This window comes from Burkholderia sp. AU39826 (assembly GCF_020419965.1).
In the GTDB taxonomy this organism is placed as follows: Bacteria; Pseudomonadota; Gammaproteobacteria; order Burkholderiales; family Burkholderiaceae; genus Burkholderia; species Burkholderia semiarida.
In genome coordinates this window covers 103900-127740 of sequence record NZ_JAIZQG010000018.1, presented here as the reverse complement: position 1 = coordinate 127740, position 23841 = coordinate 103900, and the positions used below count along the sequence as shown (strand labels likewise).

The 23841-nt window shown below is 67.7% G+C and carries 17 protein-coding genes; 11 read left to right on the top strand and 6 right to left on the bottom strand.

Going from position 1 to position 23841, the window contains the following annotated elements:
• Window positions 1–15: 15 nt before the first annotated feature.
• From LGM42_RS25375 to yjfF, 3 genes are read left to right on the top strand one after another with little or no spacing between them, the layout of a single operon-like run.
• On the top strand, window positions 16–1530 hold the full coding sequence (locus LGM42_RS25375) for a sugar ABC transporter ATP-binding protein (RefSeq protein ID WP_060313990.1): 1515 nt from the start codon (window positions 16–18) through the stop codon (window positions 1528–1530).
• A complete protein-coding gene (locus LGM42_RS25370) occupies window positions 1527–2570 on the top strand; it encodes an ABC transporter permease (RefSeq protein WP_059583798.1) in 1044 nt (347 codons plus the stop codon). Before LGM42_RS25375 ends, LGM42_RS25370 begins: the two co-directional genes overlap by 4 nt.
• Window positions 2567–3655 carry a galactofuranose ABC transporter, permease protein YjfF gene (gene yjfF, locus LGM42_RS25365; RefSeq protein WP_226233591.1) on the top strand — a complete coding sequence of 363 codons (1089 nt, stop codon included), beginning with the start codon at window positions 2567–2569 and terminating at the stop codon, window positions 3653–3655. The genes LGM42_RS25370 and yjfF overlap by 4 nt, the downstream gene beginning before the upstream one ends.
• Before the next feature lie 100 nt (window positions 3656–3755).
• Here yjfF and LGM42_RS25360 read toward each other — a convergent pair whose 3' ends face one another.
• The 3 genes from LGM42_RS25360 to LGM42_RS25350 form a co-directional block, all read right to left on the bottom strand.
• Window positions 3756–6098: a sensor histidine kinase gene (locus LGM42_RS25360; protein ID WP_226233589.1), complete on the bottom strand. Its 2343-nt coding sequence runs from the start codon at window positions 6096–6098 to the stop codon at window positions 3756–3758.
• Window positions 6091–6924, bottom strand: coding sequence for a response regulator (locus LGM42_RS25355; protein WP_059583794.1), 834 nt, complete (start codon window positions 6922–6924; stop codon window positions 6091–6093). Before LGM42_RS25355 ends, LGM42_RS25360 begins: the two co-directional genes overlap by 8 nt.
• Before the next feature lie 996 nt (window positions 6925–7920).
• Entirely contained in the window at window positions 7921–8259 is a 339-nt protein-coding gene (locus LGM42_RS25350; protein ID WP_226233587.1) for a hypothetical protein, read from the bottom strand.
• Between the two features lie 141 nt (window positions 8260–8400).
• On the opposite strand from LGM42_RS25350, the gene LGM42_RS25345 reads away from it, so the two are divergent.
• Window positions 8401–12639, top strand: coding sequence for a YadA-like family protein (locus tag LGM42_RS25345; protein ID WP_226233586.1), 4239 nt, complete (start codon window positions 8401–8403; stop codon window positions 12637–12639).
• A gap of 124 nt (window positions 12640–12763) precedes the next feature.
• A complete protein-coding gene (locus tag LGM42_RS25340; protein ID WP_226233585.1) occupies window positions 12764–13426 on the top strand; it encodes an OmpA family protein in 663 nt (220 codons plus the stop codon).
• A 204-nt stretch (window positions 13427–13630) separates the two neighbouring features.
• Here the strand turns inward: LGM42_RS25340 and LGM42_RS25335 are convergent, their stop codons facing one another.
• Window positions 13631–13819: a hypothetical protein gene (locus LGM42_RS25335; protein WP_059583815.1), complete on the bottom strand. Its 189-nt coding sequence runs from the start codon at window positions 13817–13819 to the stop codon at window positions 13631–13633.
• Between the two features lie 212 nt (window positions 13820–14031).
• Here LGM42_RS25335 and LGM42_RS25330 point away from each other — a divergent pair, with 212 nt between their 5' ends.
• Window positions 14032–14247 carry a DUF3820 family protein gene (locus LGM42_RS25330; RefSeq protein WP_059583788.1) on the top strand — a complete coding sequence of 72 codons (216 nt, stop codon included), beginning with the start codon at window positions 14032–14034 and terminating at the stop codon, window positions 14245–14247.
• Between the two features lie 54 nt (window positions 14248–14301).
• Here the strand turns inward: LGM42_RS25330 and LGM42_RS25325 are convergent, their stop codons facing one another.
• On the bottom strand, window positions 14302–14772 hold the full coding sequence (locus LGM42_RS25325) for a MaoC family dehydratase (protein ID WP_059583787.1): 471 nt from the start codon (window positions 14770–14772) through the stop codon (window positions 14302–14304).
• 60 nt (window positions 14773–14832) lie between these two features.
• Complete coding sequence (locus tag LGM42_RS25320) at window positions 14833–15924, bottom strand: carboxymuconolactone decarboxylase family protein (RefSeq protein WP_226233584.1); 1092 nt, start codon at window positions 15922–15924, stop codon at window positions 14833–14835.
• Window positions 15925–16169: 245 nt separating this feature from the next.
• Between LGM42_RS25320 and LGM42_RS25315 the strand changes: the two genes are divergently transcribed.
• The 5 genes from LGM42_RS25315 (at window position 16170) to LGM42_RS25295 (ending at window position 23631) form a co-directional block, all read left to right on the top strand.
• Window positions 16170–16928: an SDR family NAD(P)-dependent oxidoreductase gene (locus LGM42_RS25315; protein ID WP_226233604.1), complete on the top strand. Its 759-nt coding sequence runs from the start codon at window positions 16170–16172 to the stop codon at window positions 16926–16928.
• A gap of 45 nt (window positions 16929–16973) precedes the next feature.
• Window positions 16974–18251, top strand: a complete 1278-nt coding sequence (gene ccrA / locus LGM42_RS25310) for a crotonyl-CoA carboxylase/reductase (RefSeq protein ID WP_226233582.1) — start codon at window positions 16974–16976, stop codon at window positions 18249–18251.
• A gap of 32 nt (window positions 18252–18283) precedes the next feature.
• Window positions 18284–22162: a type I polyketide synthase gene (locus LGM42_RS25305; RefSeq protein WP_226233580.1), complete on the top strand. Its 3879-nt coding sequence runs from the start codon at window positions 18284–18286 to the stop codon at window positions 22160–22162.
• 80 nt (window positions 22163–22242) lie between these two features.
• On the top strand, window positions 22243–22572 hold the full coding sequence (locus LGM42_RS25300) for an acyl carrier protein (RefSeq protein WP_060010709.1): 330 nt from the start codon (window positions 22243–22245) through the stop codon (window positions 22570–22572).
• A 66-nt stretch (window positions 22573–22638) separates the two neighbouring features.
• On the top strand, window positions 22639–23631 hold the full coding sequence (locus LGM42_RS25295; protein ID WP_089466225.1) for a beta-ketoacyl-ACP synthase III: 993 nt from the start codon (window positions 22639–22641) through the stop codon (window positions 23629–23631).
• Window positions 23632–23841: the final 210 nt, after the last annotated feature.

Here is a 23841-nt window from a genome sequence, read left to right as displayed (position 1 = left end):
TTCGAGGGAGGATGCATGCAGAGTCCGCCGGTGGTCGAGATGATCGGCATCGACAAGTCGTTTCCGGGTGTCAGCGCGCTGCAGCGCGTCGATTTCCGGCTGTTTCCGGGCGAGATCCACGCGTTGATGGGCCAGAACGGCGCGGGCAAGTCGACGCTGATCAACGTGCTCACCGGCGTGCATGCGCACGATGCGGGCGAGATTCGCGTCGGCGGCGCGCCGGTGAACTTCGCCGCGCCGCGCGAGGCCGAGGCGGCCGGCATCCAGACGCTGTACCAGGAAGTGAACCTGTGCGCGAACCTGTCGGTCGCGGAGAACATCTTCGCGGGCCGGCAGCCGATGCGGCGCGGCGCGATCGACTGGAACACGATTCATGCACGGGCGCGCGACGCGCTCGCCGAACTCGACCTGTCGCTCGACGTCACGCGTTCGCTCGACGCGTATCCGATCGCCGTGCAGCAGATGGTCGCGATCGCGCGCGCGGTGTCGGTCGACGCACGCGTGCTGATTCTCGACGAGCCGACCTCGAGCCTCGACGACGGCGAGGTCGCGCGGCTGTTCGACGTGCTGCGCCGGCTGAAGGCGTCCGGCATCGCGATTCTGTTCGTCACGCATTTTCTCGAGCAGACCTATGCGGTGTCCGACCGGATCACCGTGATGCGCAACGGCGAGCGCGAAGGCGAATACCTCGCGCGCGACCTGCCGGTCGACGTGCTGGTCGCGAAGATGACCGGCCGCGAACGCATGTCCGACACGCTGCAGGCGGGCGCGGCGGCGGTCGAGCGTGACGCCGCGGCCGCCGCGCCGTTCCTGTCGATGCAGCAGGTCGGCCGGCGCGGGATGATGAGCGCGCTCGATCTCGACGTGCGCCCCGGCGAGATCGTCGGGCTGGCCGGGCTGCTCGGCTCGGGCCGCACCGAAACCGCGCAACTGGCGTTCGCCGCGGCGCGCCCGGATACCGGCGCGATCGAGATCGACGGCGCGCGCAAGCGGCTCGCGTCGCCGCACGACGCGGTGCGCAACGGCATCGCGTACTGCCCGGAAGACCGCAAGAAGGAGGGCATCGTCGCCGCGCTGTCGATCCGCGAGAATATCGTGCTCGCGCTGCAGGCGCGGCGCGGCTGGTGGCGGCTGATCGGGCGGGCGCGCCAGCGCGAGATCGCCGACACGTATATCGCGCGGCTCGGCATCAAGGCGCGCGACGCGGAGCAGCCGATCGGGCTGCTGTCGGGCGGCAACCAGCAGAAGGTGCTGCTCGCGCGCTGGCTCGCGACGGACCCGAAGCTGCTGATTCTCGACGAGCCGACGCGCGGCATCGACGTCGCCGCGAAGTTCGACATCATGGAGCGCGTGCTGGCGTTGTGCGCGCAAGGGCTCGCGATCCTGTTCATCTCGTCGGAGATCGGCGAGGTCGTGCGCGTGAGCCACCGGATCGCGGTGCTGCGCGACCGGCGCAAGGTCGCGGAATTGACGGGCGCCGATGCGTCCGAGGAGCAGGTTTACCGGTTGATCGCGGGAGGTCAGTCATGACGCGCTTGCGCACGCTGTTTCGTCATCCGCTCGCGTGGCCGGTGCTGACGCTCGCGCTGCTGTTCGCGCTGGACGTCGCGCATCGTCCGGGCTTCCTGTCGATCGTGCTGCTCGACGGCCACCTGTTCGGCGCGCCGATCGACATCCTGAATCGCGCGGCGCCGCTCGTGATCGTGTCGCTCGGGATGACGCTCGTGATCGCGACGCGCGGCATCGACATCTCGGTCGGCGCGATCGTCGCGATCGCCGGCGCCGCGGCCGCGACCGTGCTCGAGGCGGACCCGTCGCGGGTCGGCGCGGCGCTGGCCGCGGCGCTCGGCGTCGGGCTGCTGGCCGGCGCGTGGAACGGGCTGCTCGTCGCGTTCGTCGGGATGCAGCCGATCATCGCGACGTTGATCCTGATGGTGGCCGGGCGCGGCGTCGCGCAACTGCTGACGGGCGGCCAGATCATCCCGATCGGCGCGCCCGGCTATCTCGCGCTCGGCGGCGGCTATCTCGCGACCGTGCCGTGCGCGGTGTGGATCGCCGTCGCGACGATCGGCGCGATCGCGTTGCTCGTGAACCGCACGGCGCTCGGGTTGTTCATTCGCGCGATCGGTGTGAACCCGGTCGCGACGCGGCTCGTCGGGCTGCGCTCGGGCGCGATCGTGTTCGGCGTGTATCTGTGCTCCGGCGTGATGTCGGCGCTCGCGGGCATTCTCGCGAGCTCGAACGTGCGCAGCGCCGACGGCAACAACGCCGGGCTGCTGCTCGAGCTCGACGCGATCCTCGCGGTCACGCTCGGCGGCACGTCGCTGCTCGGCGGCCGCTTCAGCCTCGCGGGCTCGGTGCTCGGCGCGCTGATCATCCAGACGCTGACCTACACGACCTATTCGATCGGCGTGCCGCCGGAGGCGACGCTCGTCGTCAAGGCGGTCGTCGTGATCGTCGTGACGCTGATCCAGTCGGACGCGGCGCGCGCGCTGCTGGTGCGGCACGCGTCGCGGCTGCTGCCTTTCGCGCGATCGCGCGCCACCACCACCGGAGCGACGCCGCGATGAACCGTTTCCTTGGCCGCCTCGCCGATCCGCGCACGCTGCCGATCGTCGTGACGATCGTGCTGTTCGTCGCGCTGTTCGGCTTCGGGTCCGTGATGTACACGGGCTTTTTCTCGATGCAGGTGCTGACCGGGCTGCTCGTCGACAACGCGTTCCTGCTGATCGTCGCGATCGGCATGACGTTCGTGATCGTGTCGGGCGGCATCGACCTGTCGGTCGGCTCCGTCGTTGCGCTGACAACGATCTTCTGCGCGGTCGGCGCCGAACGGCTGCACTGGCCCGTGTGGGTGATCGTGTCGCTGGTGCTCGCGTTCGGCGCGCTGTATGGCGCGGCGATGGGGGCGCTGATCCACTATTTCCGGTTGCAGCCGTTCATCGTCACGCTCGCCGGGATGTTCCTCGCGCGCGGCGCGTGCTTCCTGATCACGACGCAGTCGATCACGATCAACGCGCCGGCGTTCCATGCGATCGCGGGCATCAGCGTGCCGGTCGGCGGCGGCACGCTGAGCGCCGGCGCGCTGATCGCGCTCGCGACGCTGGCGGTCGCGATCTACGTCGCGCATTTCACGCGCTTCGGCCGCAACGTGTATGCGGTCGGCGGCAACGAACGCTCTGCACTGCTGATGGGCTTGCCGGTCGCGCGCACGAAGATCGGCGTCTATGCGCTGAGCGGCTTCTGTTCGGCGCTCGGCGGCGTGGTGTTCACGCTGTACGTGCTGTCGGGCTACGGGCTGCAGGCGCAGGGAATGGAGCTCGACGCGATCGCCGCGACCGTGATCGGCGGCACGCTGCTGACGGGCGGCGTGGGCTACGTGATCGGTTCGGTGTTCGGAGTCGGCATCCTCGGCACGATCCAGGTGCTGATCACGTTCGACGGCACGCTGAGTTCGTGGTGGACGCGGATCGTGATCGGTGCGCTGCTGTGCGTGTTCTGCGTGCTGCAGCGGGTCATCGAGCGGCACGCGACGCGGCGGCGCACCGGTGGCACCGGGCTCGGCGCGCGGCGGCCGGCGCGCAATGCCGCACCCGCGCGGCCGGCGCCGCCCGAAGAGGACGTCGCGCTGGTATCGACGATGCGGCGGTCGTAGCGCGACTGGCCACCCTTGCGCGACGAGTACGACATGAAGCGCGATGATCCGGCGACGGGCGTGGCCGATGCGCGGCCGGCGAGCATGGCCGCCCGCGCCGTCAGGCCGGCCCCGTCGCGTCCGCCTCGGTGTCGAACGACGTATCCGCGACGCGCGTGCGCTTCAGCGAGCCGGCCAGTTTTTCGATTGCGTGCAGATCCAGCGCATCGAGGTGCTCGCGCATTTCCTGCACGAACGGCGCATGATCCGGCTCGGCCACATACCGGCCGAGCCATTCCTCGATATCGGTCAGCCGGCCTTCGCCGGCGAGCAAGATCAGTTCGGCGAGCGCATCGGCGGACGGGCTGCGCATCGCGGGCGCGGCGCTGGCCGGCGCCGCTTCGTCGGCGGGATCGAACCGCCTGACGAGCCCCGACACCGGCGCGAGCGCGTGGCCGAGGGCCGGCGCGACGACCGCGAACGAGAACGTCGTGCCGACGCCCGGCTGGCTCGCGACGGCCAGCTCGCCGCCCATCGCGGCGACGATGCGCTGCGCGATGAACAGGCCGAGCCCGGTGCCGCCGTTCACGGCCTGCACCTGCTGGTACGCGCGGAAGATGTCGGCGGTCGCGCCGATGTCGATGCCGATGCCCGTATCGGCCACCTCGAACAGCAGGCGCCATGCATCGCCTTCGCGCGCCGCGTGAACCGACAGCGTGACCGTGCCGTTGCGCGTGAATTTCGATGCGTTCGACAACAGGTTCAGCAGCACCTGTTGCAGCCGGATACCGTCGATCAGCACCGTGCGCGGCAGCGGCGTGACGGGTTGGTAGACGAACCGGTTGTCCTGCTGCGCGCACAGCGCGACCGCGTAGTGGCCGATGTCGTCCAGCAGCCCGGGCAGGTCGGTGCGGTCGGGCGCGACGCCGAGCGGCTGGAGTTCGGCCTTCGTGAACGCGAGCAATTCGTCGATCAGCGTGAGCTGGTAGCGGATGCTGCGGTCGATCGACCGGATCAGCCGCGCCTGGCCGTGCGTCGCGCCTTCCAGCAGCAGCTTCGCATAGCCGTTGATCGTCGACAGCGGCGCGCGCAGGTCGTGGCTGACATAGCCGAGCGTCTCGATCTTCTGCTGCATGTGCGTCCTCGACTCCTGCAATGCATCGTTGAGCGCCACCGTGCGGCGCGCGACTTCGTCGCGCAGCCGGTCCTGCTCGGTGAGCTGCCAGTGCTCGAGCCGCTTGCGCGCCTCGGTGCGCTGCCGGCCCACGTGGTGGATCCACGCGGCCAGCACCAGCAGGTGCGTCGCCAGCCCGATGATCGCGATGACGGGGTTCGGAAAGACGTCGGACCGGATCCACGACAGCAGCGGCGGCAGCGCATCGCGGCCGTCGAGCATGCGGATCAGCATGTTGAACGTCGCGAACGCCACCGCGATCAACATCACGCGGGCCGTCGGCGTGCGCCGGATCACGAGCGTCAGCGCCAGGCTGATGTTCACGATCGCGAGCACGGTGTTCAGCCACAGGCAGAACCGGGCGAAGGTCGCCAGATCGCCGAACGCCGCGCCGGCGATTCCCGCGCATTCGAGCGCGAGAAACACCACGTACACCGCGCGCATCGGCATCCTCGCCTTCTCGCGATGCGCGACCATCAGGATGAACACGATGAAGCACGCGACCGACAGGTACACGAAGATCGTTTCGCCGCGCGTCGACCACTCGCGCGCGCCGGGCGACAGGGCCATCGCGAGATAGCCGCGATACGCGGCCTCGAACAGCGCGGTGTTCAGCGTCAGCACGGCCAGCACGAGGAACACGCCGCTGCGCGAGAAAAAGCCGATCAGCAGCGCACACCAGACGAGGGCGAGCAACCCGCCGAAGAAGCCGAAGTTCCACATCGACGCGTGTAATTCCTGCGCGGTCCACGCGTCGCGGGTGAACGCGACCGGCGCGAGCCGCATTTCCTTGCGCGACGTGATGCGGATCAGCACGGGAAGCCGTTCGCCCGCGCGCAGCGTGACGTCGAGGGTCGGGTAGCGCGACGGCGCGTCGCGCGCATCGCCGCGATCGGCCGGGAAGCTGCGCTCGAGCATCCATTGGCCGTGCGGCGCGACATAGAAGTCGGCCCGGTCGACGCGCGCATCGCGAATCGCGAGCACCAGCGGGCGCGTCTCGCTGTCGCGGTTGACCAGCGTCGCGCGCACCCACCATGCCGAGCGCGAAAACGTCACGTTGAACGAGGGCGCGGTTGCCGTGGCTGCATGGCGGGCCGGGTCGGCGAGCCGGGCGGCGACCGCGTCGACGGACAGCGTCGCGCCGGCGTCCTCGAAAACCGATACGGCTTCGAGTCCCGCAGCGTTCGGCGTCGTCGCGGCGCGGGCCGTCGCGCATGTGACGGCCAGCGCCGCAAGAAGCAGGAGTACCGCGCGACATCCGGCCGTCCATGCCGCGTATTGCCTACGCATCGCCGTGGCGCCCCGCCGGTGCGGCCGGCGCGTCGACCGCGTGGCGCTGGCGCCGCCAGTCGGACGGCGTGATGCCGAAGCGTTCGCGGAACGCCGTCGCGAAATTGCCGGGCGTGGAAAAGCCGATTTCCTCGGCGATGTCGCCGATCCCCATCGACGTTTCCGCCAGGAAGTGCATCGCGGCGCGCAGGCGCGTGTCGCGCAGGTACTCGAATACGGTCTGGCCGAGATGGTCGCGGAATACGCGGGACAGCCGCTTCTCGTGCGTGCCCACCTGTTTCGCGAGATCCTCGAGCGCCGGCGGATGGCGCAGGTTGCGCAACAGCACGTCGCTCGCCGCGCGCACGAGCGCCGCATCGGGGTTGTCGGGCAATTCGGGCAGGTGCGCGAACGGCTGGCTGCGTCGCACGCGCTTCAGGTGATTGCGAACCCGCGCGATCACTTCCGCCGGCTCGAACGGCTTGACGATGTAGTCGATCGCACCCGTTTCGAGCCCCGCGATCCGATCCTCGAGGTCGCCCGCGGCCGTCAGGATGATGACCGGAATGGATTGCGTGGACGGTGTGGACGCCAGCAGCCGGCTCGCGGCGAAACCGTCCATGCGCGGCATGCGCACGTCCATCAGGATCAGATCGGGCGCGATCGCTTGCGCGCGGTGATAGGCCTGCAGCCCGTCGAACGCGACGCTGATCCGGCACTGCGCGGTGCGCAGGATTTCGGTCAGGAGCCGCAGGTCGTTCGGCCGATCGTCGACGATGAGAATATGCGCGCCAGCGAGATCCGGCGTGATGCGAGGCGATGCCGGACTGGGCAGGCGGGATGGCATGGTTGCGAACGCGTGGGAAGGAGTGGCCTGTCAGGTCGGGGGCAGTGCTATCTGCACGATTGTTGCAAAAAATTATATGCCGACGGCAACCTCGATTGTGAGGATTCCGTGCGGCGCGTGTGGGCTTGTCGCCCGGGCGTAGTGACGGCTGCGCGCGGTGTTGTCCGCACTCGACAAAACGGAGCGGAAAAATGTGCCGAGCCGATTTCGCGGGTTTCGGACTTTATTTCCGGTTTAATGATTTGAAGAGCCGGAGTGGCCCGGGCGATGAATTCGCGCGCGAGATATCGAAATTCGCTGTATCGGTGTAAATCGAATCCGCTCGTTTCTCGTCATCCCGGTTGAGTTTTCGTTGATATCGGTTCGATATTCTTGTTGGCGGAAAATCGCGTGTCCCGAAAATATGTATGAATGTAAATTCCGTCCGCTCCGGAAAAGGGTTTTTCCGCTGCGGAAAAGGTTTGTTTGGACGAATGCCTGCACACTAGCCCCGGTGCGGCTGGAATCGGTTCTTTCGCTGCTTCGGATTGCCGGGAGGATTGCTGTCGTCGCCGCCGCTTTCATGGCAGCCGACATTCGAAGGCGCATTGAATGATGGCATTCCCGGATGTTGGGAATGCCGGTAACAAAAGAATAACGGGCACGAGGGTAATAAAAACGTCATGATTCGCGAGATTTTTCGACATACAGGACGAATCGAGAAATGACGGGTTGGGCTGGGTGCAAGGCATCGAGCGAGAAGAAAATCGTCAAGTAAATTCGATCGATTAATTCGATGCCGGGGTCGTGCGGTGAGTAGCCGGCTTTTCCGGATTTCCCGGAAAAGCCGGTCGCCCGCCGGACGGAAAAGGGGTGAGCGACTTCGTGTGAGCCGCCGGGCGCTGTATCGATCCCGGGGCCGCGCGCGGCGCTCTTCGAATCAGGCGGATACGAAAAACATGAATACGACAAGCATGGCAGGTCAGCGCGCCGGGTCGACCGATCCGGTGCGGGCTGTCAGCGTCGGAGATCCGGCAGCGCGTGCTTCAGATCCGGGGACTGCATTGCGCCTTTCACCGCCTGAATGACATATGACGGGCCGCCCGCGATGCGGGCCGGCATCCGTTCGTCCAGCGTCCGAGCGACGCTTTTCCAATGAGCTTCGAAGTCGCTCTTCGGCGGGTGCGGCGGTGTGCGCGCGCGGATTCGCGGCGCGTCGTGCGCCGTGTCGCCGCCGGGCGGGTGATGTCGACTTCCGTGAATCGATAACCGGCGATCGTCATCGCGCATCGTGCCGAACGGGCATGCGCGGCGGTCGGTCGCGCACTCGCGATATGGGTCGAGCATGTCGGGCAACGCTGTTCGTAGTTTTGATTAGTTATACGAAGTGAGAAGCGAGGCGTCGCGAGACAGGCGCAAGCGGAGCAGGTCCGCGCCGCGCCTGGCGCCGCGTTCGCTGTTGTGTCATCCAGCACATGAGAACCGAGGGAACACAATATGAACAAGTCGTTCAAGTCGATCTGGAACGAAGCACTGGGCGCCTGGGTTGCGGCGTCGGAGCTCGATCGTGCGCGCGGCAAGCGGGTCGCGTCGTCGAGAAGCGCGTCCGTGCATGCGGCAGACGCGGGCATCGCGACGAAGCCGGCGCTCTCGCCCAGACGGCTCGTCGTGATGATGACGGCCGCGTATCTCGGGCTGTTCCAGGCCGGTGCGCATGCGCAATATTCGGCGGGTGGCGGCTCCGCGACCGGGGGCGCCAGTTCGACGGCGATCGGCAACGGTTCCGTGGCGTCGCAGGTGAATGCGACCTCTTACGGCAATCTGTCGACGGCGGCTGGCCTGTCGTCCACGGCGATCGGCCCCGGCGCGCATGCAATGGCCGATGGCGGGACGGCCATCGGCATCAATTCGCAAGTGACCGGCTTCAACGGCGTGGCGCTGGGCGTGCAGTCGATTGGCAGCGGCACTTTCTCGGTTGCCGTCGGCAATCTCTCGAGCGCGACCCAAAACGGCGCGGTGGCGATGGGCAGCGGCGCGGCTGCGACCGGCGCTTCGGCCATCGGGCTCGGCAACAACGCGCTGGCGTCCGGCCAGTATGCGGCCGCGCTCGGTCTCGGCGCGAGTGCGGTAGGCGCTCAAAGCGTCTCGCTCGGCTATGCGTCGAATGCAACCAATACGGGCTCCGTCGCGCTCGGCAACCAGTCGACGAGTTCGGGAGCGGCCGGCGTCGCGGTGGGCAGCGGCGCACTGGTTTCCGGAAATTCGGGTGTGGCGATGGGCGTCAACAGCGGCGCGAAGGGCACCGCGTCGATCGCGATCGGCTGGGGCGGCACGGCGGGCGTGCCCGGCTCGGGCACGCAGTCGCTCGGCGCCAATTCGATCGCGATGGGCTCGAATACGACGGCCAGCGCCAACAATGCGCTTGCGTTCGGCGTGAACACAGTCGGATCGGGCGTCAGTTCGGTCGCGATCGGCATTCAATCGAGCGCGACGCAGCAGTTCGGCCTGGCGTTGGGCAATCTCGCGCTCGCCGCCGGCGCAGGGGGCACGGCCCTCGGCTCCAGCGCGACGGCATCGCAGACCAACGCGTTCGCGGCCGGCACCTCCAGCAAGGCGACCGCCACCAATGCGATCGCGCTGGGCACGCAGGCCACGTCCGCCGCCACGAACACGGTCGCCCTGGGGGCCGCGTCTTCGGCGATCGACGACGGCAGTGTTGCCATCGGCGCTTCGTCGATCGCCGGCAACAACACCGGCACGCCGACCTATCGTGCCACGGCGGTCGGTACCGGCAGCCAGGCGACAGGTCAGTTCTCGTCCGCATTCGGTGCGACCGCGGTCGCGACCGGTACTGCCGCCGTGGCGATCGGCGACGCCGCCAATGCGTCGGCCACCAACGCGATTGCCATGGGCAGCAGTGCCGCCGCCGATTCCGGCAACGCCGTCGCGATCGGCACGGGCGCCACCGCGACGGGCGGCACCGCGGTTTCCATCGGCGCGGGCAACACTGCCGTCGGCAACGGTGCGGTAGCGATCGGCGATCCGAGTTACGCCAGCGGCACCGGTGCTTTCACGGGTGGGGCGAACAACCTCGCCAATAGCGACGGCACCGCATCTGCGACGGTCACCAATCAGGCCAATGGCGCGGTGGCGATCGGCAACAACAACAAGGCGATCGGTCAGGGCAGCGTCGCATTGGGCAACGGTTCGACGGCGGGTGCGGCGGGGATGGCCGGCAATATCGCGTTGGGTGACGGCGCGACGGCGGCGACCCGCGCCGGCGACGTCGCGCTCGGCTCCGGGTCGGTGACGGCCGCGCCGAATCCGACGTCGACCGGCACCATCGGCGGCGTCACGTACACGTTCAACGGCGTCAATCCGACCAGCGTCGTCAGCGTCGGCGCGGCGGGCAGCGAGCGCCAGATCACCAACGTCGCGGCCGGGCGAATCAGTTCGTCGAGCACGGACGCGATCAACGGATCGCAACTCGCCGCGACGAACACCGCGCTCGATTCGCTGTCGACGTCGACGGCGTCGAGCATCACGTCGCTGTCCACGTCTACGTCCACCGGCATCGGTTCGTTGTCCACCGGGTTGAGCTCGACCATTAGCTCGGTGGCGTCGCTGTCCACGTCGACGTCGACGGGCATCAGTTCGCTGTCCACCGGCCTGAGTTCGACCAACAGCACGATCACGTCGCTGTCGACTTCGACCTCGACCGTCGTCGGCTCGCTGTCCACGGGCCTGAGCTCGACGAACAGCAACCTGACGTCGCTGTCGACTTCGACCTCGACCGTCGTCGGCTCGCTGTCCACCGGCTTGAGCTCGACCAACAGCACGATCACGTCGCTGTCCACGTCGACGTCGACGGTCGTCGGTTCGCTGTCCACGGGCCTGAGCTCGACGAACAGCAGCCTGACCTCGCTGTCCACGGCCACGTCGACCGGCATCGGCTCGCTGTCCACCAGCCTGAGCTCGATCACGAACAACAACACGAACCTCGGCAACAGCACGGCCGGCGCGATCGGCGGCGGCGCCACCTACGATCCGACCACCGGCACGATCTCGGCGCCGTCGTACGTGACGTACAACAGCGACGGCTCCACGACGATCAACAACAACGTCGGCTCGGCGATCGACAACATCAACGCGAACGGCATCAAGTACTTCCACGCGAATTCGACCGCGCCGGACAGCCAGGCGCTCGGCCTCGACAGCGTCGCGATCGGCCCGAACGCGATCTCGCGCGTGGACGGCAGCATCGCGCTCGGCTCGGGCTCGGTCGCCGACCGTGCGACGGCGCCGTCGTCCGGCATCATCCGCAACGGCAGCGCGTCGATCCCGTTCGACACGACCGACCAGACGCTGCTCGGCGCGGTATCGGTCGGCGACGCGACGAACAGGACCTACCGCCAGATCACCAACGTCGCCGACGGCACCGGCCAGCAGGATGCGGTAACGGTGCGGCAGTTGACCGGCGCGCTGCAATCGTTCGCGGTGACGGGCCAGAAGTACTTCCACGCGAATTCGACGGCGGGCGATTCGCTGGCCGTCGGCGCGGAATCGATCGCGGTCGGGCCGACGACGGTCGTCAACGGCGACAACGGCGTGGGCATCGGCAACGGTGCGATCGTCGACCAGACCGCGCCGGGCGGGGTCGCGATCGGCCAGGCGGCGAGTTCCGCGCAGGCCGACGCGATCGCGCTGGGCAGCGGCGCGACGGCGACCGGCGCGCAGTCGGTCGCGCAGGGCGCGAATGCGGTGGCGGTCAGCGTGGGCAGCGTCGCGCTCGGCTCGGGTGCGCGCGGCAGCGCAACCGATGCGCTCGCGCTCGGCGCCGGCGCATCGGCGACGTTCGCGAACAGCGTCGCGCTGGGCGCCGGTTCGCTGACCACGGTCGGCGCACTGACGAACTACGTCGCGTACGGGCTGAGCAGCCCGCAGTCGTCGGCCGGCGAAGTAAACATCGGCAATCGCCAGATCACCGGGCTCGCCGCCGGCAAGAACGGCACCGACGCGGTGAACGTGTCGCAGCTCGATTCGGTCGCGAACCAGTTGACGACGCTGATCGACCAGCGCACGACCAACCTCGGCGGGCAGTACACGACGAACCCGACCGGCGGCAACGTGCCGCCGGGGGCGAGCGGCTCGAACTCGTCGGCGGGCGGCTCGGGCGCGGTCGCGTCGGGCTCCAACAGCACGGCGGTCGGCAACGGTTCGACGGCGTCGGGCAACGGCTCGACGGCGATCGGCGTCGGCTCGACCGCGTCGGGCAACAACTCGACGGCGATCGGCACGGGCAGCAACGACGGCGGGCGCTCGAACGTGGTCGCGGTCGGCTCGGCGGATTCGGCGCGGCAGGTCGTGAACGTCGCGGCGGGCACGCAGGGCACCGACGCGGTGAACGTGAATCAGTTGAACGCGGTATCGAACCAGTTCACGCAGTCGCTGAACACGGTCAACAACCAGCTCACGCAGATGCAGCAGCAGATCCAGCAGACCGATTCGATGGCCCGCGAGGGGATCGCCGCGACCGCCGCGATGGCGTCGATCCCGCACATGGACCGCGATTCGAACTTCGCGATGGGGGTCGGCACGGCGACGTTCCAGGGCCAGAAGGCCATGGCGGTCGGTGTGCAGGCGCGCGTCACGGAGAACCTGAAGGCGACGCTGAACGGCGGCTTCGCCGGCAGCCAGCGTGTGGTCGGCGCGGGCATGCTGTACCAGTGGAAGTGATCGCGCGCAGCGGTTCGTTCCGGCACGCGTTGCCGGAGCGGGCCGCGCCGAACGCAAACACGCGCGGATGCGTCGCGACATCGCGCCGCACGCGCCGTGCTCATCGCATTCTCGGAGTCATCAAGTGAAAAACATCCATCTTGTCCTGCTGGCGTCCGTCGTTTCCCTCGCGGCCTGTTCGAGTGCGTCGGGGCCGACGTACAACGCGTACGAACTGCAGCCGCGAAACGGCATCCGGACGTTCCAGGTCGACTGCCACGGCATCCTGTCGAGCGCGAAGACCTGCATGAAGGTCGCGACGCGCATGTGCGGCAACGAGGCCGTGCGCCTCGTCGACACCACCACGCCGTACCGCGACGGTGCCGATGCGCATTCGATCGTGTTCCAGTGCGGCGCGGCGCCCGCGCCGGCTGCCGAGGCCGTTACGCCGGCGCCCTTGCCGGCCGAAAAAGTGAGCCTGACCGGCGATGCATACTTCGCGACCGACTCGGCCGTGCTGACGCCGGCCGCCACCGCCGCGCTCGACACGCTGCTGAGCCGGCAGGGCGACAAGCATTTCGCGCGCGTGGAAGTGGACGGCTATACCGACGCAACCGGCTCGGATGCGCACAATCAGGCGCTGTCGAAGCGCCGGGCGGATGCCGTCGCCGGCTATCTGCGCGAGCACGGGCTGAAGGCCGATGCGTTTGCCGCGGTCGGCCACGGGGAGGCGAACCCGGCGGCATCGAACGATACCGCCGAAGGACGCGCGCGCAATCGTCGCGTGGAAATCTCGCTGCAGAAGTAGGACGCTGCAAGCCGGTTGCCGCAAGCGTGGCCGTCGAAGCCGAACGGCTCGCTTGCGGCAATGATGCTCGGCGCGGACGACGAGTGGCGCGAACCGCCCGTCCGCGGCGTGCGAACGCAGGGTCCGTCGCATCGACGCCGCCGACGCGCGGCGACGGGCGTCCGGCACGCGGATCGTCCTGCGCACCGGGCCGCGGATCGGCGCTCAGTGCCTGATCATGCAGACGGCCACGATCTCGTACCCGGGGTCGGCATGCGCGCTCGCGGCTTTTTCCGCTTCGTCGTACGAACCGAAGGAGGCCGCGTCTTCGATGGCCGGCGCCATGCCGATATCGCCGTCCTCGGCGGTGCAGAGGAACTGCTCGCCGGTCTTCACGACATAGATGGACATCATGATTCCCTCCATGGTTTGCAGGGGGAAGTTCCAGTCTAGCAGGCGCGAAGCAAGCCGGCGGCCGACGTGAATCCTGATGGTCAATCGGGGCCGGTTGGTTAATTCATCCCGCCGCGAAGGGTCGGATTCGCGGCCGTGAGCCGGCTCGGCCCGGCGCGCGCGCAGCCGGGCCGTGACGCGCGCGGCTGCGCAAAGCCGTGCACAATACGCGCATGCGCACCCCAGATCTTGAATCCCTCGTCGCCGTCACCATGCCCTTCGGAAAATACAAAGGGCGACTCCTTGCCGACCTGCCCGGGCCTTACCTCAACTGGCTGGCGCGTGAAGGCTTCCCGCGCGGCGAAATCGGCCGGCAGCTCGCGCTGATGCACGAGATCGACCATAACGGCCTGAGGCACCTGCTCGAGCCGCTGCGCAAACCCGCGTAGCGCGACCGCGGGTCGCACGCCCGACAACGCCGGCAGTCGCGCTTCGGGCGGCCGTCAAACCGCCTGATCCTGCACGGTCGCCGCTTCTTTCCGGCGCGCCGCCGCATTCGTGGGCATCACCACCGCCGTGCCCTCCACGACGACGAGGCCGTCGACTTCGCAGCGCGTTTCCAGCACGACCCGACGCCGGCTCGCGAGAATCTCCTTGACCGTCACCGTCGCGCAGACCGTTTCGCCCAGCTTGACCGGGCGGCGGAATTGCAGATCCTGCGACAGATAGATCGAGCCGGGCCCTGGCAGATGCGTCGCGATCGCCGCCGATATCACGGAGGCGGACAACATGCCGTGCGCGATGCGGCCGCCGAAAAAAGTTCGCTGCGCATAGGCCTCGTCGAGATGCACGGGGTTCCGGTCGCCGGTCGCGTTCGCGAACAGCAGCACGTCGTGCTCGGAAAGGGTTTTCGAAAAGCACGCGTTCATGCCGGGCATGAGATCCTCGAGATCGTATCCGCCTTCGTCGTTCATCGTCGTTTCCTGTGTCGTTCGTGCCGCATGGTGTGGGAGAGAGGTGGAACGCGGTCGTCTTCATGCCTGCACGTCGTCGTGCTCGCGCGCCGCATGCGGAGCCGCCGAGGCGAACGAACGGCTCGCCACGGCGAGCGCCCATTGCACGGCCAGCACGCCGGCGTGAGGCAGCGCGCCGACGATGGCCTCGACGATCTCGGGTCGCGATGCGCCCGACCGCCGTGCGTCGCGGATGTGCGCGGCGAGCGCGTCGGCATCGGCATTGCGCGCGAGGCAGGTCAGGCACGCGATTGCCGTCAGGTGGCGTGCCTTCGCGTGCTCGACCGGCTCATCGCCCGATGCCGCGCTGGCCAGCCGATCGATGCCACGCTCGATCGCGGACGACATGTCCACAAAGCCGCCTACCGCGTCCGACGGATACAGGTCGCGTTGCAGCGCATGCCGCTCGGCCGGTGCATCGGCCTGGATTCCCGCCGAGTCGTCCGGCGCCCCGTTGAGCGCACTGAACGCATCGAACGCGTCGAGCACGATGCGCGACACGGGCAGGACGAGCGGCCAGCCGATGTAGCCGGTCAGTTGAATCAATACCTCCGTCAGTTCGCCGCGCGTCCAGCCAGCGTGCAGGCAGTCGTTCACGTGTACGCGAACCGCATCGTGCCGGTTTTCGCGCGCGATGACGATGGCAAGCGCGGCGAGCCGGCGCTCTTTCGGCGTCAGCGCATCGAACGGCCGTTGCCGGCGCTCAAGCAACGTGGCGATCGTCGCTTCGGGATCCTCGAAAAAATCGACGTCGACGTCGATATCGATGGCACGTTCGCGCAACAACCCGGCGATGTGGCGTATCGCGGCCGCGGCCACCGGCACGCCTGCGTAATGGAGCGTCTCGAACGCCGTGTCGAGCACCGCGTGCGGCGTCCAGCCGGTATTCAACATGCCGCCCGCATGGTATTTCAGTGCGCCATCCGCATTGCCCATCGTCGCGAGTACCGCGACCGTCACGAGTTCCCGGTGCTTCAGCGAGAGGTTGGGGCGGGCGATGATGTCGGCATATGCGCCCTCGACGAGCAATCGCTTGAAATCGGGGTCGAGACGGTCGAGTGCCGCGCTCAGCCCGACGAAGCCTTCGTCGCCGATCGCGTGTATGACAGACATGCCGAGTTCATGCCGGGTGATCGTATTCGTACGCATGGAAGGCCGATTGTTGAAAGCGGAGTGTCGTGACGTCAGCGATGATATTCGTCCGTTCGACAATCAAATTTGAACTTTTTTCACTTTTCATCGGCGCACGCTTTTCGCCGTCTAGAATCCATCCGGTCAAGAACCGACGATTCATTTTCGATCTGAAAAATCGGGATGGTGATGACGGGGCCTGCATATCAATGCGACTGGAGAATACGATGCTGAAGCTTCATGAAAAAGTCGCCCTCGTGACCGGGGGAAGTTCGGGTATCGGCCGCACCACGGCGTTGTTGTTTGCCCGGGAAGGCGCACGGGTCGCGATCGCGTCGCGCCGCATCGACGAAGGTCTGGCCGTTGTCGAGGAGATCCGCCGCGCGGGCGGCGAAGCGCTGTTCGTGAAGACCGATGTATCGAGCGCGGAGGATTGCGCGCGGATGGTCGCGCAGACCGTGCACGAATTCGGCAGGCTCGATATTGCGTTCAACAACGCCGGCGTGGAGGCATTCGGCAAAGCCGTGGCCGATACCGACGAGGCGAGCTGGGATTACGTGATGGGTATCAATCTGAAAGGGATGTTCCTTTCGATGAAATACGAAATTCCCGAAATGCTGAAAGCGGGCAGCGGTGCGATCGTCAATATGTCGTCCACTTATGGCCTCGTGGCGTCTGCATTCGGCGGCTGCAGTTATCACGCGTCGAAGGCCGGGATTCTCGGGCTGACGAAAGCGGCCGCGCTCGAATACGCGAAGCAGAATATCCGTGTCAATGCGATCTGCCCGGCGTTCGTGGCGACGGCGATGGTGGAGAAGTTTCTCGATGAAACCGGCATGACCGACCAGATCAAGGCGTTTCATCCGGTCGGCCGGCTGGGCACCGAACAGGAAATCGCCGAGGCGGTCACGTTCCTCGCGAGCGACGCGTCTTCGTTCATGACCGGTACCGCACTGTCGGTGGACGGCGGGATGGCCGCGGCCTAGCACGAGTGCAACTTATCCCGGATCAACTCTTTCACGAGTATTGTTATGGATACCAAAACGATCGATTTCGCTGTCGAAACGAGAAGGAACCCGCCGGAACTGTTCGACATCGGCAGCGCGATTCCGCTGGGCGTCGTGCCGAGGAAAATGCACGCGTGGACGATTCGTCGCGAGAACCACGGGGAGCCGCAGCACGCGTTCACGAACGAAATCGTCGACGTGCCGTCGCTCGGCCCGGACGACGTGCTGATTCTCGTGATGGCGGCCGGCGTCAACTACAACGGCGTGTGGGCGGCGCTCGGCCAGCCGTTCTCGGTGCTGGACCTGCATGACGATCCGTATCACATCACGGGCTCGGATGCGGCCGGCATCGTATGGGCCGTCGGCTCGAACGTGAAGAAATGGAAGGTCGGCGACGAGGTGGTCGCACACTGCTCCCAGGTCGATGGCGACGACGAGGAATGCAACGGCGGCGATCCGATGCTGTCCCCGTCGCAGCGGATCTGGGGTTATGAAACGTCGCATGGCTCGTTCGCGCAGTTCGCGCGCGTGCAGTCGACGCAGTTGATGCCGCGCCCGAAGCACCTCACGTGGGCCGCCAGCGCCTGCTATACGCTCACGCTCGCGACCGCATACCGGATGCTGTTCGGCCACAAGCCGCACGTGCTTTCCGCCGGGCAATCGGTGCTCGTGTGGGGCGCGGCGGGCGGGCTCGGAACGATGGCGATCCAGCTCGCGGCGCTCGCGGGCGCGCGCCCCGTCGCCGTGGTCTCCGACGCGTCGAAGGCCGAATTCGTCAAACGGCTCGGCGCGGTGGGCGTGATCAACCGTTCGGAATTCTCGTGCTGGGGCGCGCCGCCGCCCGTCGATGCGAAGGCCGAGTACGCGGCCTACGTCGATGAAGTCAAGCGGTTCGGAAAGGCGATCTGGGGTGCGCTCGGCGAAAAGCGCGACGTCGACATGGTGTTCGAGCACCCGGGCCGCAATACGTTCGCCCCGTCCTGCTACGTCGTGAAGCGCGGCGGCATGGTCGTGTTCTGTGCGGCGACGAGCGGCTACGACCTGACCTGCGATGCGCGCTACGTGTGGATGCGCCAGAAACGCATTCAGGGCAGCCACTTCGCCAACCTCAAGGAAGCGTCGCAGGCGAACCGGCTCGTGATGAGCGGCAAGATCGACCCGTGCCTGTCGGAAGTGTTTCCGTGGAGCCGCCTGCCGGACGCGCACGCGAAGATCCGCGAGAACCGGCACCTGCCCGGCAACATGGCCGTGCTCGTCCAGGCGAGCAGCAGCGACGATCTCGCCGCGGCGAGCCGCCACTAGGCCGGATGAACGCTTTCCGCCGCGAGGACGGTATGAACCAGTCAAACACGCAAGCGCAGCGCGTCGCCATCATCGGCATGTCGTGCCGGTTCCCCGGCGGCGCGTCCTGTGCGTCGAGCTATTGGACGCTGCTGAATTCCGGGCGCACGGCGATCCGCGAAACGCCGCGCGAACGCTTCGATATCGACGCGTTCTACTCGCCGGATACCGACGAGCCCGGCACCACGTATTCGCGCGTGGCCGGCTATGTCGAAGATCCGTTCCGCTTCGACCGCAAGCTGTTCCGGACCTCGGCGGCCGAGGCGATGGAGATGGATCCGCAGCAGCGCTGGATGCTCGAACTCGCATGGGCGGCGCTCGAGAACGCGGGCATCGCGCCGGGCCGGCTGCGCGGCAGGAACGTCGGGGTCTTCATGACGATCGGCGAGGCGGACTATGGCCGGCGCACCGTCTGGTCCGGCGATCCGTCGCGCATCACCACCTATTCGAAGCTCGGCAACCTGCGCGCGATGGCCCCCGGGCGCGTCGCGCACATACTCGGTTTGAGCGGGCCCGCGATCTTCGTCGATACGACCTGTTCGTCGTCGCTGGTCGCGATCCATCTTGCCGCGCAGAGCCTGCAGGCCGGCGAGTGCGACGTCGCGATCGCCGGCGGCGTGAACCTGATCCTCGGGCCGCAGGAAACGATCGGCATCGCGCGGCTCCAGGCGATGTCCGCCTCCGGGCAATGCCGTCCTTTCGACGCGAGCGCCGACGGCTATATTCGCGGCGAAGGCGGCGGCGTGATCGTGATGAAGCGGCACGACGACGCGCTCGCGCACGGCGATCGCATCGATGCGGTGCTGATCGGGTCGGCCGTCAACAGCGACGGCGCGAGCAACGGTCTCACCGCGCCCAACGGCGCGGCGCAGGAAGCCGTCATTCGCCGGGCAATGATGCGCGCCGGCGTTCGGCCGGACGCAGTCGCCTACGTGGAAGCGCATGGCACGGGCACGGCGCTCGGCGATCCGATCGAGCTTTCCGCGTTGCGTAACGTCTATACACGCGCCGTCGCACGCGACAAGCCGATCCTCGTGGGCTCCGTGAAGTCCCAGCTCGGGCATCTGGAGGGCGCCGCGGGCATGGCCGGCTTCATCAAGGCGATGCTGATCCTGCGGCACCGCCACGTACCCGCGCAGGTGAACTTCGAGACGCCGAACCCGCGCTTTCACTGGGAAGGCGCGCAACTCGCCGTTCCACGCGAGGGTACGCCGCTCGACGAAGGCGAGACGCTGGTCGGCGTGAGCGGTTTCGGCATCACCGGGACCAACGTCCACCTGATTCTGTCCGCGCCGGCGCCCGTGCCGGACACCGGTGCGCCGATCGACCGCGAACGCGTATTGACGCTTTCCGGGCGCTCGCCGGACGCACGGCGGCGTGTCGCGTCGGCATGGCGGGCCTGGCTCGCGGGCACGTCCGTGCCGCTGCGCGATGCGTGTCATACGTCGAACGTGCGACGCGATCATTTCGATCATCGCGTCGCGCTGGTCGGCACGACGAAAGCGGATTTCATCGACGCGCTCGACGCGTTTCTCGCGGACAATCCGTCCGGCAACTGGCATGCGGGCGAGCCGCCGCGCAAGCCCCGCGTCGCGTTTCTCGTGCCAGGGCAAGGGGCGTGGCAGCCGGGCGTCGGCGGAAACCTCTACCACGGCAACGGGCTGTTCCGCAAACACGCGGACGCGTGTCTGCGCCTGCTGGGTAGCGAAACGGCGCGCGACGTGCTCGATGCGATCGTCGGCCGTGGCGCGCAAGCCGTGCGCCATCATCCGGGGCAACTGGCTCACTTCGTCGTGTGCTACGCACTTTCACGTACCTGGATGGAGCTCGGCGTGCAGCCGGATCTGCTGATCGGGCATTCGCTCGGCGAGCACGTGGCCGCCGTGATCGGCGGCGTGATGTCGCTCGGTGACGGTCTCAAGGCAGTGGAGGCGCGCGGCCGACTGTTCGATACCGCGACGCCGGCCGGCGCGATGCTCGCGGTGGCCGCCGCGGCCGACGAACTCGCCGCGCGGTTCGCGTTCGGCGAGGATCTGTTCGTCGCCGGCATCAACGGGCCGGGGCAGACCGTCGTCAGCGGCACGCCGGAAGCGGTGGCGCGCGTGCACGACGCGATGGTCGCGGCGGGCAAGCGTGTGTCGCTGCTCAAGACCTACGGCACGCCGGGCCATTCGCCGATGTTGCGTTCGATGCGCGACGCGTTCCGGCGCGCGCTCGAACCGCTGACGTTCGCGCCGCCGTCGATTCCGATCGTCTCCACCCTCACGGGCGCCGTCGCGACCGATGCGATCGCCGGCGTCGAGCACTGGCTCGATCTCGTCGAGCAGCCGGTGCGTTTTCATGACGCGTTGCTGGCGGCGTCGGACGGCAAGACGCTCTTCGTCGAAGTGGGGCCCGGCGCGGCGCTCGCCAAGCTCGCGCGCGCCGCCGCCGGCGGCGACTGGACGTGCGCGATCGCGTCGCTCGCCGACGGCCCGGAAGGCGATGAGGAAACCGAATCGACAGGCTTCGCCCACGGCTGCGCACGCCTTTACGGCGAAGGGCAGAAGATCGCGTGGCACAAGCTGTACGGCAATGCGCCGCGGCCTGCCGAAGCGCCGGGCTACGCGTTCGACACCGAGCGTTTCGAGCTGCCGTTTCCCGATCTCGCCGAAGCGGCGCATGGTGCGGTGCGCCAACGAAGCGATGGCGCATCGAATGCGGAAGCCCGGCCGCCGCGCTCGATCGAGGTGGATCGCGCCGACGTGGCACCGGCGGGCGCGGCGCAGATGCTCGCGACGTTGCGCACGATCGCGGCAGCGGTCGCGCCGGATACCGTCGTGCTCGACGATGGGCTGTCGCTCGTCGGCCAGGGGCTCGACTCGCTGGCGTTGACGGAGCTGCGGGTGCGTTTGCATCAGCGGCTCGGCAAGATGCCGCCGATCGCCATGCTGGCGCGCGGCGCGTCGCTCCAGACGCTGGCCGCGTGGTTCGGCACGACGAACGGTGACGCGTCCGTTCGCGAAGTCGTGGCGGCCGATCCCCGGCAACCGGCCGAAACGGGCGGCGACGTCGGCCTGGTCGTGACGCTGCGCGACGGGGCCGGGCCGCTCGTTGCGCTCGTGCATCCGGTCGGCGGAAACGTGCTGTGTTATCAGGAACTGGCCGCGGCATGGCCGGGCGACCCGACGGTCGTCGCGATCCGTCATCCGTACGCGGATCAGGGCCACGCGCCCGCGTATCTTTCGATCGCGCAACTGGCGTCGCGCTACTGCGCGGCGCTGCTCGCGACGCACGGCAGGCAGCCCGACCTGCTCGGCGGCTGGTCGTTCGGCGGGATCGTCGCGCACGAAATGGCCGCGCAGTGGGAGTCGGAGGGCGGGAGCGCGCCGCCGTTGATGATCGTCGACAGCCCGCTCCACGACGGCGAATTCGCCACGCGGTTGCGCGCACTGGCCGCTGATCTCGCGCCGGATGACGGTATGCAGGCAGTCGAGCGATGGCTGGCCGACCCGCGTTTCGATGCGATGCTCGATCAGGACTTCTATCTCGCCGACGTGCGCCGCCGCGCCCAGCCTGAGATGTTCGACCACATCGCGCGGCTGCATGCCGCGAGCGCGGTGGCACTCGCCTGTCACCAGCCGCGGCAGGTGCAAACGCACATCGGATACGCGCTCGCCGCGCGCGACAAGCGCGGGATGTCGAGCGTGCTGGCGGAGCAGCAATTGCGCCGTTTCGGGCGCGGCGGCATCACGGTCGACGTGTTCGACGACGACCACAACTCCATCGTGCGTGCACCTTCCGTGCGGCGTCTCGCGCACTTTCTCGGCGGACGCGCTGCCGATGCACCGCACGCCGATCCGGAACCGCTGATGCGCGCGACACCCGCATAGGCGCTGCCTTTCCGTTTCCCGGGCGCGGCGTCGCCGCCGCGCCTTCACCGTCCTCAATCCGACTTCAAGGAATCGATGCCATGAACGATCAACTTCAAGCTGCAGCCGTCAACGGGCCGACGGTCACCGCGGAAACCATTCTTGCGTGGATCCAGGAGTGGACCGAAGCGAACAACCTGAAGGTGCCGACCGATCTCGAACAGACCTTCGCCGACGCCGGCTTCGACTCGATGCATTCCGTCGAACTCGCGTTCTTCCTCGAAGAGCGGCTCAACATCAAGATCGACGATACGGTCCTTTACGACTATCCGACCTTCAATGCGCTGGCCGAGCATCTCGTCTCGCTGCAACCGCAGGGCACGAGCGCCGCCGCGGAGCCGGGCCAGGACGCGGGCGTCGGAAGCTGGTAACGCCAGGGCGCCGGTTCGAGACATCGGGCGGCCGGCGCGTCATCGACTTTGATCGGAGTACCGAAGATGGTGGAAATCAATCGCGTGGACCACTGGATGTCGCGCGTCGTCGGCTGCGGTTCCGCGTTGCCCGAGCACCGCATGACGAATCATGACATCGCGCTGAAGGTCGACACCACGGACGAGTGGATCACGCAGCGCACCGGCATCAAGGAGCGCAGGATCGCGGCGCCCGGCGAGAACACGTCCGATCTCGCGATCGGCGCGGCCCGGGCCGCGCTGAGTCACGCAGGGATCGCCGCGGCCGACGTCGATCTCATCGTGCTCGCGACCTGCACGCCCGATCGCACGATGCCCGCGACGGCCGTCCGCGTTCAGGAAGCGATCGGCATGCCGCGCGGCGCCGCGTTCGACGTGCAGGCCGTCTGTTCGGGCTTCGTGTTCGCGCTCTCGGTCGCCGACAACATGATCCGGCTCGGGCAGGCGCGCACCGCGCTGGTGATCGGCGCGGAAACGATGTCGCGTATCGTGGACTGGCAGGACCGCAATAGCTGCGTGCTGTTCGGCGACGGCGCGGGCGCGCTGGTGCTGCGCGGCGAACGGCGCGAAGGCGACAGGCCGCGCGGTGTGCTGTCCACGCATCTGCATTCGGATGGGCGGTACTGGGACAAGATTCACACGGACGGCGGGGTATCGTCGACGCAAAGCGCCGGCAAGATGCATCTGGAGGGCCGCGACGTATTTCTGCATGCGGTCGTCAATCTCGCCGACGCGTCGCAGGAAGCGCTCGATGCGCACGGGCTGACCCGGGACGACGTCGACTGGATCGTTCCGCATCAGGCGAACCAGCGCATCGTGCAAACCGTCGGCACGAAGTTGAATCTGCCGATGGAGAAGGTCGTGCTCACCGTCGGCAAACACGGCAACACGTCGGCGGCGTCGATTCCGCTCGCGCTCGGCGAAGCCGTATCCGACGGACGCATCAAGGAGAACGATCTCGTCCTGACGCCTGCGATGGGCTCGGGCTTCACGTGGGGCTCGGCGTTGATTCGCTGGTAATTCACGGGCGAGGCACCGGCGCACGTCGGTGCCCGCCGGATCGGCATTTTCCCGGAATGTGGGAGCCCTGTGGAAATGCTCGTGAAAGTGACAAAAGTTCACTTTGAGCGCTCGGGCCGCCGTTCTATGCTGGCTGCACGTCGCACACGGCGGCGCGAACCAACAGCCCGATCGGAGCGTAGATGGCACCCGATATTCCGGATGAATCCT

Excerpts from the sequence above, each read along its gene's own strand:
- LGM42_RS25375 (WP_060313990.1), top strand. The coding sequence starts at position 16 with ATGCAGAGTCCGCCGGTGGTCGAGATGATCGGCATCGACAAGTCGTTT.
- LGM42_RS25370 (WP_059583798.1), top strand. The coding sequence starts at position 1,527 with ATGACGCGCTTGCGCACGCTGTTTCGTCATCCGCTCGCGTGGCCGGTG.
- yjfF (WP_226233591.1), top strand. The coding sequence starts at position 2,567 with ATGAACCGTTTCCTTGGCCGCCTCGCCGATCCGCGCACGCTGCCGATC.
- LGM42_RS25360 (WP_226233589.1), bottom strand. The coding sequence starts at position 6,098 with ATGCGTAGGCAATACGCGGCATGGACGGCCGGATGTCGCGCGGTACTC.
- LGM42_RS25355 (WP_059583794.1), bottom strand. The coding sequence starts at position 6,924 with ATGCCATCCCGCCTGCCCAGTCCGGCATCGCCTCGCATCACGCCGGAT.
- LGM42_RS25345 (WP_226233586.1), top strand. The coding sequence starts at position 8,401 with ATGAACAAGTCGTTCAAGTCGATCTGGAACGAAGCACTGGGCGCCTGG.
- LGM42_RS25335 (WP_059583815.1), bottom strand. The coding sequence starts at position 13,819 with ATGATGTCCATCTATGTCGTGAAGACCGGCGAGCAGTTCCTCTGCACC.
- LGM42_RS25330 (WP_059583788.1), top strand. The coding sequence starts at position 14,032 with ATGCGCACCCCAGATCTTGAATCCCTCGTCGCCGTCACCATGCCCTTC.
- LGM42_RS25325 (WP_059583787.1), bottom strand. The coding sequence starts at position 14,772 with ATGAACGACGAAGGCGGATACGATCTCGAGGATCTCATGCCCGGCATG.
- LGM42_RS25320 (WP_226233584.1), bottom strand. The coding sequence starts at position 15,924 with ATGTCTGTCATACACGCGATCGGCGACGAAGGCTTCGTCGGGCTGAGC.
- LGM42_RS25315 (WP_226233604.1), top strand. The coding sequence starts at position 16,170 with ATGCTGAAGCTTCATGAAAAAGTCGCCCTCGTGACCGGGGGAAGTTCG.
- ccrA (WP_226233582.1), top strand. The coding sequence starts at position 16,974 with ATGGATACCAAAACGATCGATTTCGCTGTCGAAACGAGAAGGAACCCG.
- LGM42_RS25305 (WP_226233580.1), top strand. The coding sequence starts at position 18,284 with ATGAACCAGTCAAACACGCAAGCGCAGCGCGTCGCCATCATCGGCATG.
- LGM42_RS25300 (WP_060010709.1), top strand. The coding sequence starts at position 22,243 with ATGAACGATCAACTTCAAGCTGCAGCCGTCAACGGGCCGACGGTCACC.
- LGM42_RS25295 (WP_089466225.1), top strand. The coding sequence starts at position 22,639 with ATGGTGGAAATCAATCGCGTGGACCACTGGATGTCGCGCGTCGTCGGC.